Origin of the sequence: Spiroplasma endosymbiont of Nephrotoma flavescens (assembly GCF_964030835.1) — a bacterium.
Classification (GTDB): Bacteria; Bacillota_I; Bacilli_A; order Mycoplasmatales; family Nriv7; genus Nriv7.
In genome coordinates this window covers 868745-883628 of sequence record NZ_OZ034982.1, presented here as the reverse complement: position 1 = coordinate 883628, position 14884 = coordinate 868745, and the positions used below count along the sequence as shown (strand labels likewise).

Below are 14884 nucleotides of genomic sequence, written 5' to 3'. Positions count from 1 at the left end.
GAAAGGAGATAATTATGAAAAAAGTTGAAAAACAAAAGCATAATGAAGGTAAAGTTATTCAAATTTTAGGACCAGTTATTGATATTCGTTTTTCGCATAACAATTTACCTAATTTGTATAATGCTGTGGAAATTGATAATAATGGTGAAAAGTTAGTTGTTGAAGTAATGCAAGCATTAGGCGATGATATTGTGAGAACAATTTCAATGGGACCAACAGAAGGATTAACTAGAGGTTTAAAAGCGATTGATACTGGAAAAGCAATTATGGTTCCCGTAGGAAAAGAAACTTTAGGAAAAATTTTTAATGTTTTAGGTGAACCGTTAGATGGTTCAATAATTCCCAAAGGAACCCGAAGAATGCCAATTCATCGTGTTGCTCCGAGTTATGAAGAACAAAGCACAACAGCGGAAATTTTAGAGACGGGAATAAAAGTAATTGATTTGTTAGTTCCATATGCTCGTGGTGGTAAGATTGGTCTTTTTGGTGGAGCTGGTGTTGGTAAAACGGTTTTGGTGCAAGAATTAATTAATAACATTGCTAAAGAACATGGTGGAATTTCTGTTTTTGCTGGTGTTGGTGAACGAACTCGTGAAGGGAATGATTTATATTATGAAATGATTGAAGCTAATGTTATTAATAAAACGGCATTAGTTTTTGGACAAATGAATGAACCTCCGGGTGCTAGAATGCGCGTGGCATTAACAGGATTAACAATGGCTGAGTATTTTCGTGATGAGCAAAATCAAGATGTGTTATTGTTTATTGATAATATTTTTCGTTTTACGCAAGCTGGAAGTGAAGTTTCGGCTTTATTAGGAAGAATGCCTTCAGCAGTAGGTTATCAGCCAACTTTAGCAACAGAAATGGGAGCTTTACAAGAAAGAATTACTTCAACAAAGAAAGGTTCAATTACATCGGTACAAGCAATTTATGTTCCCGCTGATGATTTAACCGATCCGGCGCCAGCAACTACTTTTAGTCATTTAGATGCTAGAACGGTATTAGATCGTAGTATTGCGGCTTTAGGGATTTATCCAGCGATTGACCCTTTAAGTTCTTCTTCGCGATTATTAGATCCAGAAGTTGTTGGTCAAGAACATTATCAAGTTGCTAGAAAAGTGCAACAAATTTTACAAAGATTTAAAGAATTACAAGATATTATTGCAATTTTGGGAATGGAAGAATTATCAGATGAAGATAAATTGCTTGTTAATCGTGCTAGAAAGATTCGAAATTTTTTATCCCAGTCATTTTCGGTTGCTGAAAAATTTACGGGAATGAAAGGTAGTTATGTTCCGATAGCAAAAACGATTCAAGGTTTTAAAGAAATATTAGCTGGTAAACATGATAAATTACCAGAACAAGCGTTTTTGTTTGTTGGTAGCATTGAAGAAGCGATTGCTAAGGCTAAAGAATTAGCAGAGGGTTAAAGTAATGACGATAAAACTAAAAATTATAACACCATTAGGAATTTTCTTTGATGATGTTGTTGAAATTGTAACTGTTAAAACTACTGAAGGTTATATCGGAATTTTAGAACAACATATTCCTATTGTTGCTAATTTAGAAATAGCACAAATGTTTGTTAAACAACATAAAAAAACTTATAAGTTACTTATTTCTTCGGGAATATTATATTCAACAAAGAAAGAAGTTAAAATTTTAACTGATTATATTGAATATGATGATAAAGCGAAAGATCATTTATTACAGTTAGCAAAAGATCGGCATACTAAGATGACTAATTTTTAGTAGAAGGGAGTTTATTTGTGGATACGGCGTTATCAATTCATTTAATTAAAATTGCGATTTATTTAATTGCTTTTTTGTTTTCTAGTTTGGGAACTAGTGCTGTATTATGAAATAGCATTTTGAATCCTAAAAAACCTCGTGAGGCGTTGCTATTTTATTTTCTTGTTACCTTGGCGTTAACATATTTGGTGGGTAGTTTGTTTATTGCTTTTCTAGGGATTGAATTGTGAATAAAGTAATAATTTAATTAAAATACCTAACATTGTATAATGTTAGGTATTTTTGTTTAGAGAAATTATTGTTTTTCTAGGAGGGCTATTTTTTCCATATCAGCAATGGCAACATAAGGTAAGTTACGGAGTTTTTCTTGATAATCAAGACCATAACCAATAAGAAATTCTTGGGGGGCTTTAAAACCGGTTCAATCAGCGTTAAGTTCTACCTTTCTTCCTTTAGTTTTGTCTAATAATGTTACCATTTTTACGGTTTTAGCTCCTTTTAGAAATAAATATTCTTTGATGGTTAGTAAACTGGCACCACTTTCAATGATATCTTCAATAATTAAAATATCACGATTAGTAATATCTTGGTTAATGTCCATAATAATTTGCGGTGTGCTACTAGCTTCGGTTCCACCGTGGAAAGAAGCAATCGCCATAAAGTCAATTTCACATTCAATTGTTAAGTGACTAATAAATTCAGCTAAAAACGGAATACATCCTTTAAGAATTCCTAAAATAATAATTGTTGAGTCGTTAGCTTGATAGTATTTACTAATTTCTAATGCTAACGCTTTAGTTCGTTCAATTATTTGTTGATGGGTAAATAAAATTTCTTTAACCGCAGGATGTTTTTCCATTAATAAGCTCCTTATTTTTTAGATATGTTAATATTTTACCGTTTTTTTGTTTATTTTAGTAGTTTTTTTAATCATTTTTTAATTTTCTTTTTTGAATAATTGTTTGCTTAGCAAATTTTGTATTATTAGGTAATAGGTGCTGTCAAGTATTTTTATTACTAGTAAAAGTAATCATAATTACTTCACTATATAATTGTTTAATAATATTGCCTTGATGTTCTTTAATAATTTTATTAATTAGTTTTTGATGTTCGTATGGGAAAGAAATTGTATATTCATAAATTATTTCTAGTGGATATAGTTTAAGGTTTAAAAATAATTTTTGTAATCCAAATTTATAGGCGTGAATTAATCGTGATTTTCCTAAAAGGATTTTTCCAAAATAGCGAATGTTTAAAACAACGATATTAGTAATATTTTGTTTTTGTAAATAAGTAAGCATTGCAAATCCTGCGGTTCTGATTGGTTCTTTATTGTCATCATATTTTTGGATTTCATTATTATTGGTAATATAGCAATAACAATTATGTGTCGCTTTGGGGTCTAAATATTGATTAATGAATTGTCGGGCGTCTTTTTCGGTGGTAACATATTTAATAAGACAAATAAAACGCGAATTTTTAATTGTATATTCAATTTTGTGAAGAGCATCATCAATAACTTTCATTGTTTTTTACCGTTATTTCGTTTTAATTTTTATTTTGTTTAGTGTTATGATAGCATTAATAGTGGAAAATACATATAGAGGAGACTAGAGATGTTACAAGAATTATTAGAAAAAGCGAAAATCGAATTACAATCATTGGATAATAAACGCCGGTTAATTTTTCCTGAGGGTACTAATTCAAAAATTCAAGAAGTAGCACTCAAATTAAAAAGTGATAATTATATTGAACCAATTTTATGTTTTGAAAATAAGATAGATATTCCTAAAAGTTTGTTAGGGGCAGGTATTAAAACGATTGCGATTGATGATAGTTTAACTGATGAATTAGCCCAACAGTTGTTTACAATGCGTAAAAATAAAATTACTTTAGAAAAAGCTCAAGAATTAGTTCAAGAAACTAACTATTTTGCAACAATGCAATTAAAGAATAATAATGCTGATTGTTTGTTAGGGGGGATTGAGTATGCAACAAAAAATATTTTAGTCCCAGCATTACAAATTATTAAAACGACAAAAGATGTAGGAATTGCATCAAGTGCTAATTTACTAGTTAAAGATAATCAACGGTATGTATTTACTGATATTTCTTTAAATATTGACCCAACTACTGAACAATTAGTAAGTATTACAAAATCAGCAATTAATTTAGCTCATAAATTGGGCATAACATCGCCACAAGTAGCAATGTTATCTTTTTCTACTGCTAATAGTGCTAGTAGTGATTCGGTTATTAAAGTTCAAGAAGCAACAAAGATATTACAAAAAGAAAATTTAGATGCTTTAATTGAGGGTGAGATGCAGTTTGATAGTGCTTTGTTAGAAGAAGTACGAATGAAAAAAATGCCTTATTCAAAGATGAAAGGTAGTGCGGATATTTTTGTATTTCCTAATTTAGATGCTGGTAATATTGGTTATAAAATTGCTGAACGATTAGGGCAATATCATGCTGTTGGACCAATGATTTTAGGTTTAAATCAAGTTGTTAGTGATTTATCACGCGGGTCAACAGTGGAAGATATTTATTTGACAGCGATTTTAACAGCTTGAAGATCAATTTAAAATATTAATGAAAGGAAATAAAATGATGCTATCTAATTTAAAGAAAAAAATTTTAGTTATTAATGCTGGTTCAAGTTCAATTAAGTTTCAGTTATATGAAATAACAACAAATAAAGAATTTAATCCAATTTGTAAGGGATTAGCAGAAAGAATTTTTGTTGATGGTAAAACGACGATTAAATATAATAATAATGAATTTGTTAGTGATACCCCGTTATCAAATCATAATGTGGCCGCAGAAGTTATTTTAGAACTTTTAAAATCACAAAATGTGATTCAAAATTTTAATGAAATTATTGCTGTGGGGCATCGCATTGTTCATGGCGGTGAAAAAATCAAAGAAAGTGTCTTTGTTAATGATGACATTACAAAGATAATTGCCGAAAATATTAAGTTGGCACCGTTACATAATCCTGCGGGGTTAAGTGCTTTAAAAGCATTTCAAGCGGTTGCTAACTGTTCGCATATTGCTGTTTTTGATACAACATTTCATACCACAATGCCAAAAATAAATTATATTTATCCCGTACCATATAATTGATATACTGATTATAATGTTCGAAGGTATGGATTTCATGGTATTAGTTATCATTATATTATTAATAAACTAAGTTTGATTATTAATAAACCGGTTAGTAATATTAATGCGATTGTTTGTCATTTAGGAAATGGTGCTAGTATTTGTGCAATTAAAAATGGGAAATCATATAATACATCAATGGGATTTACACCCTTAGCAGGATTAATGATGGGTTCTCGTAGTGGTGATATTGATCCAGCGATTCATCAATATATTGCTGAACAATTAAATTTAGATATTGTTGGTGTTGTTAATAAACTAAATAATGAATCTGGTTTATTGGGAGTTAGTCAAATTTCTTCTGATACGAGAGAAGTTAGTCAGGCTGCTAAGGATGGTAATAGTCAAGTACAATTTACCTTGGAATTATATGCTAAAAGAGTTGTTGATTATATTACTCAGTATCAAAATGATTTGGATAATAAGGTTGATGCGATTGTTTTTACGGCTGGTGTTGGTGAAAATAGTGCTTTAATTCGCGAAATGATTATTAAAAATATTAAAACTATGCCATTAGATTATAATCGTGGTAAGAATAACCAATCATATGATGATTATTTACAAATATCTAATGATTTGAGTTCGGTGGCGATTTATGCGATTCGAACTAATGAGGAATTAATGATTTGTGAAGAGACATATCGGTTATTAAATAATATTAATTAAATTAACATATTTTATAAAAAAACTGAAATTAATCAGTTTTTTGTTTATTAAAGATTTTATTAGTATTTTAAAGTATGATAAAATGAATAATGTTATAGACGAGAAATTAGAAACTGGAGCGATATATATGAAGTTTTTTAATAAATATAAAAGTGTTTTAAAAAGCATTAGAGCTGATGTTCAAGAAATTTTAAATCTAGATTTACAAATGCAAGAATTATCTGCTGATAGTTTAAAAAATAAAACTAATGAATTTAAAAAGCGATTGGAAGCGGGTGCCACTATAGATGATATTTTAATTGAAGCTTTTGCTGTGGCGCGTGAAGCAACGAGAAGAGTTTCGGGATTACATGCTTTTGCTGTTCAGTTAGAAGGCGGTATTGTTTTACATAATGGTGATGTTGCGGAAATGCGAACTGGGGAAGGAAAAACTTTAACAGCGATTATGCCAATGTATTTGAATGCTTTACTTGGTAAGGGCGTTCATATTGTTACTGTTAATGAATATTTAGCACAGCGTGATGCTGAAATTAATGGAGCGGTGTTAGAATTTTTAGATTTAACAGTTGGTGTTAATTTAAGAGATTTAAGTAATGACCAAAAGCGAAAAGCTTATTTGTGTGATGTTACATATACTACTAACTCGGAATTAGGATTTGATTATTTAAGAGATAATATGGTACATACTTATGATGAAAAAGTCCAACGCGGGTTGAATTTTGCAATTGTTGATGAGGCGGATTCAGTTTTAATTGATGAATCAAGAACACCGTTAATTATTTCTGGTGGTTCTAAAAGTCGTGAACCTTTATATGAAAATGCTGACCGGTTTGCTAAAAGTTTGGATAAAAAGGCAGATATTAAAATTGATTTAGAAACTAAGCAGGCAGCTTTAACAATATCTGGTGTTAAAAAGGCAGAAAAACATTTTGGTGTTAAAAACTTGTTTAGTTTGGAGCAATCAGAATTATTTCATCATATTTTAAATGCTTTAAAAGCTGTTCATGTTTTTACGAATGGGATTGAATATGTTGCTCAAAATGATGAAATAATTTTAGTTGATCAATTTACGGGGCGATTAATGCCAGGAAGAGCTTATAGTGATGGTTTACAACAAGCTTTACAAGCTAAAGAAGCAGTTACTATTGAACATGAAACAACAACGCTGGCAACAATTACTTATCAAAATTTCTTTCGCTTATATAATAAATTGAGTGGGATGACAGGAACAGCAAAAACGGAAGAAGAAGAGTTTATTAAGATTTATAATATGCGAGTAATGGAAATTCCTACTAATCTTCCAATCGTGAGAAAAGATGATACGGATTTAGTTTTTGCATCACAAAGTTCTAAATATAAGGCTTTACTTAAAGAAGTTAAAGAACGACATACCAAAGGGCAACCAATATTAATTGGAACAGCATCAATTACAACATCTGAGGAAGTATCAAATATTTTAAAAGAAGCTAAAATAGCTCATAATGTTTTGAATGCACGAAATCATGTTCAAGAAGCAGAAATTATTGCTGGTGCGGGACAAATTGGTGCTGTTACAATTGCTACGAATATGGCAGGAAGAGGTACTGATATTAAGTTAGGTGCTGGTGTTATTGCTTTAGGTGGTTTGGCTGTTTTAGGTACGGAACGAAATGAAGCGAGAAGAATTGATAATCAGTTACGGGGTAGATCGGGGCGTCAAGGAGATCCGGGTTATTCACGATTTTATCTTTCAGTAGAGGATGAATTAATGCTTCGTTTTGGTAGTAAAAAATTACAAGGATTATTTAGTCGTTTAGGCGATGACCATATTCAATCAAAATTGTTATCACGAAGTATTACTAATGCTCAGAAAAAAGTTGAAGGATTAAACTTTGATACTAGAAAGAATTTGTTGGATTATGATAATATTTTAGCTCAGCAAAGAGAAGTAATGTATGAACAACGGGATGCAATTTTACAAACTAAGGTTTATGCTCCATTAGTTGAAAGAATGATTTTTACTGTTAGTGGTGATTTATTGGATATTTTTACAAAAGAGATTAATAAAGAAATTATGATTGATTTTGTTAGTTTAGTAAAAAGTTTAGAAACAAAGTTAATTAATAGTAATCATGAATTAGATGCTAAAGAATTACGATCAATGACACGGCATGATGCTGTTTTAGCAATTAGTCGGGTAATTTTTAATCACTATGAGAAAACTATTGAAAATATTCCAGAAGTGATGTTATGAAAAATTGAAAATCAAATTATTTTACAAGCTTTTGATCATCATTGGACAGAACATATTGATGGTGCTAGTAAATTAAGAACGGGAATTTATTTACGAAGCTATGGACAGTCAAATCCATTACATGCATATATTGATGAATCAGCTCAATTATTTAATCGGATGCGAATTAATATTGCTCATCAAGTAGTTATTAGTTTATGTAGTTTAGAAATTGGTTCTGATATTGATGATGGTATATCCGATGAGGTAATGGAGGCTATTGAGAGGACAAAGGCAAAGCAAGGTGGTTAGGAAAAATTTTTATGTTTAAATTAGTTGCTGATTTTAAGCCAGCAGGTGATCAACCAAAAGCAATTGCGAGTTTAATCCAAGGAATAAAAGAAAATCAACAATTTCAAGTATTATTAGGAGCAACGGGTACGGGAAAAACTTATACGATTGCTAATGTTATTGCTAAAATTAATAAACCAACTTTAATTTTGTCACATAATAAAACCTTGGCAATGCAATTATATGGTGAATTAAAAGGCATGTTTCCTGAAAATCGGGTAGAATATTTTGTTTCTAACTTTGATTTTTATCAACCAGAAGCATATATGCCAAAAACGGATACATATATTGATAAGACAGCAAAATCTAATAGTGATATTGAAATGATGCGGTTAAGTGCGATGAATGCTTTAGTTACTAGAAAGGATGTTATTGTTGTAGCATCAGTTGCTGCGATTTATGGTGCACAAGACCCTGACGAATATAAAAAATCTTTTTTTGAAATTCGTAATGGTCAAAAAGTTGAAAGAAAAGCATTATTATATTTTCTTGTTAATTCTGGTTACACTCGTAATGATTTAGAAATTCGTCCGGGAATGTTTACGGCAAAAGGTGATGTTATTAAGTTAGCACCGGGTTGAACGGATGAATTTTATTTACGCATTGATTTATTTGATGATGATATTAATGAAATTGCTAAGATTGATGTTTTAACTGGTAAAGTAATTGAAAGATATCAATCTTTTACAATTTTTCCTGCTCAGGACTATATTACTTCTAAAGAAAGATTAGCAAAGGCAATTACTAGAATTGAAGCAGAATTAATAAAATATTTAGAAGTTTTAAAGGCTAATAATCAATTATTGGAGTATCAAAGGATTGAACAAAGAACTAATCATGATTTAGAAGCATTGCAAGAGTTTGGTATTTGTAGTGGTATTGAAAACTATTCACGACATTTAGATTTAAGAGATAAAGATGTGCCACCATATACTTTAATTGATTATTTTGGTGATGATTTTGTAACTATTATTGATGAATCCCATATTTCTTTACCACAAGTTAGAGGAATGTTTAATACTGATCGGAGTAGAAAACAAACATTAGTTAATTATGGTTTTCGCTTACCGAGTGCCTTAGATAATCGGCCATTAAATTTTACAGAATTTATGAATAAATTAAAAACGGTGATATATACATCAGCAACTCCTGGTGATTTTGAATTAAATCAAGTTAATTATCAAGTGACGGAACAAATTATTCGTCCGACAGGTTTAGTGGATCCAACGATTGTTGTTAAACCAACAATGAATCAGATTGATGATATTATTGAAAATATTTTAGTGCGAAAAGAAAATTGTGAAAGAGTATTAATTACCACTTTAACAATTCGACAAGCCGAAGATTTAACTACTTATTTGCAAGAGCGAAATATTAAAGTAGCATATTTGCATAGTGAATTAAAAACTCTGGATCGTTCAAAGATTTTATTAGAACTAAGAAAAGGGGTTTATGATGCTGTGATAGGGATTAATTTATTACGCGAAGGCTTAGATATTCCTGAAGTTTCGTTAATTTGTATTTTAGAAGCTAATAAGCAAGGATTTTTACGCGATGCGCGGTCATTAATTCAAACTATTGGTCGGGCAGCAAGAAATGTTAATGGTAATGTTATTATGTATGCTGATACAATATCGGATGCAATGCAAAAGGCGATGGCTGAAACGCTACGCCGAAGAAATGTGCAAATTGCTTATAATAAAGAACATAATATTATTCCTCAAACAATAAAGAAAAAGATTGATGATTCGTTATTTGCTAATAAATTATTACAAGAATTTAATATTGTTAATAAAAGAAAGTCTAAAGATTATGTTGCAACAAAAACGCAAATCATTAATGATTTGCGAAAGGAAATGTTAGTTGCAGCAAAAGATTTACAGTTTGAACGAGCGGCACAGTTACGAGATTTAATTTTGGAATTGGAAACCGAATAAGATTAAATATTTCATTGTTCTTTTTCAAAGATTTCATCAACTTGCCGATAAAGTTCTTTTGTGGAGTCATTATTGATGATTTGATAATCAATAACATCTTTATAAGTTTCGTAATCATCTTGTTGTTGACTAATCTTCATAATTTCTTCAACAGTAAGGTTATCGCGTTCAATAATTCGTTTAACACGGGTTTCTCAATCGCTATTAACAAAAATAATTTTATTAACGAGTTTGTTTCATTTGGCTTGTAAGATGACTGCGGCTTCAACAATAATTAATGTCTTATCACTGTGATTTTTAATTTGTTGTTGGAGACTTTTTTTTAGTAGTGGTCACATAATGTTATTAAGTTTTAGGCGTTCTTTGGAGTCATTAAAAATGATTGCTCGGAGTTTTTTAGTGTCTAATTCATTATCAGTAAACGCAACACTTCCAAAGCGTTTTTTGATGGTTTTTATTACTTTGGGAAGGGTTCTTACTTCTTGACTTAGAATGTCCATATCAATACAATAGGCACCTTTTTTTTGCAAATATTTACTAACAATACTTTTTCCGCTACCGATTTTTCCTGTGATGGCAATAATTAGCATTTTGTTCTCCTTAGTTTAATTTTTAACTTTACAATTTACATTATAATTGATTTTATGGAAATATAATAGTACTTTATATTTTATCGTAAATTCACTATAATATATATGGATATATCAATTGATATAAGACAGAGGTGGCATTTTGCCTGAGAGATACTCTTGGAACTTGAACTAGGTAATACTAGCGGAAGAAGTCTTGTATATTTTAAAGTATATTAGATTTCTTGCTATCATTAAGGAGGTTAAAAAATGATGCAAGAAGTAAATAAGACTAATCAAATTTATCGTTGAATTTTAATGTTAATTAATGGAATTTTTTGTTTCTTAATTGTCGGAGTAATAATTTTGATAACGATAAGTTCGGAAGAAAAATTTTTAAGCATTTTTTCTTCTAATGTTAGGAATACACAATTAATTAATAATAAAATTGTCTTATTTATTAAAATTGCAGTTATTGTGATTTTATTATTATTTTTAGTTGCTAGTTTAATATTAATTTGGTTATTAAGTTGGCAAAAAATAATAAAATCTAATGTTGATTTTAAAGTGATTAAAAAACAATGCTTTAAAATTTACCATTGAAAAACATTTGATTTAGTATTAATCGCTTTTTTTGTTAGTTTATCATTAATTTTTGATTATCTGATGATATTTTTTCCTAAATTACCAATGGGGGGCAGTATTGGTTTAAAATATTGACCCGTATTTTTAATTGCTTTCGTTACTAGTTTTTGACACGGAATTGTAACCGGTGGTATTAGTGCTTTAATTTCGTTAATTATTATTCCCCAAGGAGCAATTATTAATCCTTGACAATATTTACTAGATTATTTTATTCCTATGATTATGCCTTCTTTAATAGGAATAGTGGATATTAATTTTAAAAAGCGGTTTAATGCTAACATTAAAATTTCCTTTATAATAACAGTTATTTGTATTATTATATATATATGCAATGTATTATCGGGAGTATTATATTTTGGTAATTATGCGTGAGATGGTTTTAGTATTTGAGGTTATGCATTAATATATAATTTAATTTATGTTTTTATTTTTGTGTATCCTTTAATGATATTATCATTGCCGTTATTATTTAGAGTATTAATGCCGTGAAAAGAAAAATATAATGATCAAATTAATTAGCATTTGCTAATTAAATATTGGAGGTGATTTGATGGATGATGCAACAAAATATATTATTGTTAAAGGAGCTAGAGAACATAATTTAAAAAATGTTGATTTAACAATTCCTAAAAATAAATTAATTGTTTTTACTGGCGTTTCTGGTAGTGGAAAGTCATCATTAGCCTTTAATACGATTTATGCTGAAGGACAAAGAAGATATATGGAGTCACTGTCGGCTTATGCCCGACAATTTTTAGGTAATAGTGAAAAACCTGATGTTGATTCTATTGAAGGATTATCACCAGCAATTTCTATTGATCAAAAAACCACTAGTAATAATCCTCGTAGTACTGTGGGCACGGTGACGGAAATATATGATTATTTACGATTATTATATGCTCGTGTGGGGCTACCATACTGTATTAATGGTCATGGTTTAATTAAAGCAATGACAATTAAGGAAATGATTAAACGATTAAAACAAATAACAACGGAAGAACGCATTGAAATTTTGTCGCCAGTAGTTATTGATAAAAAGGGGACGCATTATGAGTTGTTTTTAACTTTACGACATGAAGGATTTTTACGGGTTAAAGTTAATAACCACGCTTATTCGTTAGATGATGATATTCAATTAGATAAAAATAAACGGCATAATATTGATATTGTTGTTGATCGCATTAAATTAAGTGATGATGATAATGTTTGATCTAATATTCATGATAGTTTAGAAAAATCATTAAAATATAGTAAAGGATTAGCAAAAGTTGTTCTTGTTAATAGTAAAGAACAATTATTATTTTCGCAAAATCATGCGTGTAATCAGTGTAATTTTACCATTCCGGAGTTAGAACCCCGTTTATTTTCTTTTAATGCGCCAATGGGGGCTTGTTCTGAATGTAAAGGTATTGGGATTCGCTTGGAAGTTGATGAAGATTTATTATTTCCTAATCGTAATCTTTCAATTAATCAAGGTGGGATTGAATTTTATAAAAATTTTATTGGTGGTGATACTTTAGAATGACAGAAATTAAAAATTATTTGTAAAGAATATGGTATTGATTTAGATCAACCAATTAAAAATCTTAGTGATGAACAAATTAATTATTTAATGTATGGTAGTGATGAACAATTAAATTATACTTTAGTATCTAGTAATAATAATACTTATAAAAGTTATGACTATATTGAAGGTGTTGCTAGTATTATTGAACGACGCTTTGTTGAAACTGTTAATGAAATGCGTCGTGAATATTATCGGAAATTTATGAGTGATAAAACTTGTTGGTCTTGTAAAGGGGCACGACTAAATCCTAAAGCATTATGTGTTAAAGTAGGAACGATAAATATTAATGAATTTACTAATTTAGATATTGATGAAAGTTTGGATTATATTCTTAGTTTGAAATTATCAGAACAACAACAAGAAATTGCTAAGTTAGTTATTAATGAATTAGTAAATCGTTTAAGTTTTTTAAATGATGTTGGTTTACAATATTTAAATTTATCAAGACCAGCCCAATCATTATCTGGTGGCGAAGCGCAACGAATTCGTTTAGCAACGCAAATTGGTTCAAAATTGACAGGAGTATTATATGTATTAGATGAACCTTCAATTGGTTTACATCAGAAAGATAATGACCGCTTAATTAAAACTTTAAAATCGTTACGAGATTTAGGAAATACCGTTGTTGTTGTTGAACATGATGAAGATATGATGCATCAAGCTGATTGGCTTGTTGACATTGGTCCTAAAGCTGGTAAATTTGGTGGCGAAATTATTGCTGTGGGAACAATGGCAGATATTATCGCTAATGAAAAGTCAATTACAGGGAGATATTTATCACATCAAGAAACGATTACAATTCCAAAAAAGCGCCGAAGTGGCAATGGCAAGAAAATTATTATTATTGGAGCAAGAGAAAATAATTTAAAAAATATTGATGTTACTATTCCTTTAGGAAAACTTATTGTTGTTACAGGGGTTTCTGGCAGTGGAAAATCAACTTTAGTAAATGAAGTGTTATATAAAAATCTGTTACGAAATTTAGGACAAAAGGTTAATCGTCCGGGTAAACATCAAAATATTAAGGGAATGGATAATATTGATAAAGTTGTTAATATTTCGCAAGAACCGATTGGAAGGACACCGCATAGTAATCCAGCAACTTATACTTCAGTTTTTGATGATATTCGTGATTTATTTGCTGCGGCGCCATTAGCTAAAACTCAAGGTTATCTTAAAGGAAGGTTTTCTTTTAATGTTCGTGGTGGCAGATGTGAACGCTGTCAGGGAGCAGGAATTATTAAAATTGCGATGCATTTTTTACCAGATGTTTTTGTTACTTGTGAAATATGTGAAGGAATGCGCTATAATGATGAAACTTTACAAGTTAAATATAAAGGGAAAAATATTTATGATGTTTTAAATATGTCAGTTATTGAAGCGCAAGTGTTTTTTGCAAATATTCCAAAAATTAATGTTAAATTGCAAACCTTACTTGATGTTGGTATGGGATATATTAAGTTAGGACAACCAACAACTCAATTATCTGGTGGGGAAGCGCAAAGAGTTAAATTAGCGACTTACTTACAAAAAAGAGCAACTGGAAAAACACTATTTATTTTAGATGAACCAACAACAGGATTACATATTGATGATGTTAAAAGATTATTGTCAGTTCTTAGCCGTATTGTTAATAATGGTGATACTGTTCTTGTTATTGAACATAATTTAGATGTTATTAAGTTAGGTGATTACATTATTGACTTAGGACCTAATGGTGGGAAGTATGGTGGGGAAGTAATTGTTACAGGAACACCAGAGCAAGTAATTAATAGTAATAAAAATTCATATACGGCTGAATATTTAAGAAAAGTTTATCAAATTAATGATAATATTAAATTAAATATAAAGTAGGTGACTATTAATGAAAATTCGTTTGAAAATAGCAATAATCATTTGTTTAACAATATCACCAGTTGTAGTTATTGTGGCTTGTAATAGTGCTAGTGATGAAACTGGTGATATTGCTGAAGCAACTAAAGCATTGGAAAATGTTGTTTTAAATGGTCGCGTTTAG

At 29.9% G+C, this 14884-nt stretch carries 13 protein-coding genes and 1 riboswitch; of the genes, 10 read left to right on the top strand and 3 right to left on the bottom strand.

The window, feature by feature from the left end:
• The first annotated feature begins 14 nt into the window (after positions 1-14).
• The 3 genes from atpD to AAHN02_RS05125 are packed head-to-tail and all read left to right on the top strand — an operon-like array spanning position 15 to position 1994.
• The gene (gene atpD, locus AAHN02_RS05135; RefSeq protein WP_338966871.1) at positions 15-1433 is read left to right on the top strand and encodes a F0F1 ATP synthase subunit beta; all 1419 of its coding nucleotides are present in this window, start codon (positions 15-17) and stop codon (positions 1431-1433) included.
• Positions 1434-1437: 4 nt separating this feature from the next.
• On the top strand, positions 1438-1755 hold the full coding sequence (atpC, locus tag AAHN02_RS05130) for an ATP synthase F1 subunit epsilon (protein ID WP_342277542.1): 318 nt from the start codon (positions 1438-1440) through the stop codon (positions 1753-1755).
• A gap of 17 nt (positions 1756-1772) precedes the next feature.
• Positions 1773-1994: a hypothetical protein gene (locus tag AAHN02_RS05125; protein WP_342189723.1), complete on the top strand. Its 222-nt coding sequence runs from the start codon at positions 1773-1775 to the stop codon at positions 1992-1994.
• Positions 1995-2050: 56 nt separating this feature from the next.
• Here AAHN02_RS05125 and hpt read toward each other — a convergent pair whose 3' ends face one another.
• Together hpt and AAHN02_RS05115 are read right to left on the bottom strand one after the other, a co-directional pair.
• A complete protein-coding gene (gene hpt, locus AAHN02_RS05120) occupies positions 2051-2614 on the bottom strand; it encodes a hypoxanthine phosphoribosyltransferase (RefSeq protein ID WP_342189722.1) in 564 nt (187 codons plus the stop codon).
• Positions 2615-2681: 67 nt separating this feature from the next.
• Positions 2682-3281: a YigZ family protein gene (locus AAHN02_RS05115; protein ID WP_342277541.1), complete on the bottom strand. Its 600-nt coding sequence runs from the start codon at positions 3279-3281 to the stop codon at positions 2682-2684.
• Between the two features lie 90 nt (positions 3282-3371).
• Here AAHN02_RS05115 and AAHN02_RS05110 point away from each other — a divergent pair, with 90 nt between their 5' ends.
• From AAHN02_RS05110 to uvrB, 4 genes are all read left to right on the top strand, one after another.
• The gene (locus AAHN02_RS05110) at positions 3372-4340 is read left to right on the top strand and encodes a phosphotransacetylase (RefSeq protein WP_338966858.1); all 969 of its coding nucleotides are present in this window, start codon (positions 3372-3374) and stop codon (positions 4338-4340) included.
• A 25-nt stretch (positions 4341-4365) separates the two neighbouring features.
• Entirely contained in the window at positions 4366-5586 is a 1221-nt protein-coding gene (locus tag AAHN02_RS05105; protein WP_342277540.1) for an acetate kinase, read from the top strand.
• Positions 5587-5713: 127 nt separating this feature from the next.
• On the top strand, positions 5714-8110 hold the full coding sequence (secA, locus tag AAHN02_RS05100; protein ID WP_425289513.1) for a preprotein translocase subunit SecA: 2397 nt from the start codon (positions 5714-5716) through the stop codon (positions 8108-8110).
• Between the two features lie 11 nt (positions 8111-8121).
• Entirely contained in the window at positions 8122-10086 is a 1965-nt protein-coding gene (uvrB, locus tag AAHN02_RS05095; RefSeq protein WP_342277538.1) for an excinuclease ABC subunit UvrB, read from the top strand.
• 2 nt (positions 10087-10088) lie between these two features.
• Here the strand turns inward: uvrB and coaE are convergent, their stop codons facing one another.
• Complete coding sequence (coaE, locus tag AAHN02_RS05090; RefSeq protein ID WP_342189717.1) at positions 10089-10676, bottom strand: dephospho-CoA kinase; 588 nt, start codon at positions 10674-10676, stop codon at positions 10089-10091.
• A 120-nt stretch (positions 10677-10796) separates the two neighbouring features.
• A riboswitch (TPP riboswitch) is annotated at positions 10797-10886 on the top strand.
• A gap of 39 nt (positions 10887-10925) precedes the next feature.
• Between coaE and AAHN02_RS05085 the strand changes: the two genes are divergently transcribed.
• Genes AAHN02_RS05085 through AAHN02_RS05075 form a run of 3 tightly spaced genes read left to right on the top strand, consistent with a single transcriptional unit; the run spans position 10926 to position 14884 of the window.
• Positions 10926-11819, top strand: a complete 894-nt coding sequence (locus tag AAHN02_RS05085; protein WP_342277537.1) for an energy-coupled thiamine transporter ThiT — start codon at positions 10926-10928, stop codon at positions 11817-11819.
• 31 nt (positions 11820-11850) lie between these two features.
• The gene (gene uvrA / locus AAHN02_RS05080) at positions 11851-14721 is read left to right on the top strand and encodes an excinuclease ABC subunit UvrA (protein ID WP_342277536.1); all 2871 of its coding nucleotides are present in this window, start codon (positions 11851-11853) and stop codon (positions 14719-14721) included.
• Between the two features lie 10 nt (positions 14722-14731).
• Complete coding sequence (locus AAHN02_RS05075; protein WP_342277535.1) at positions 14732-14884, top strand: hypothetical protein; 153 nt, start codon at positions 14732-14734, stop codon at positions 14882-14884.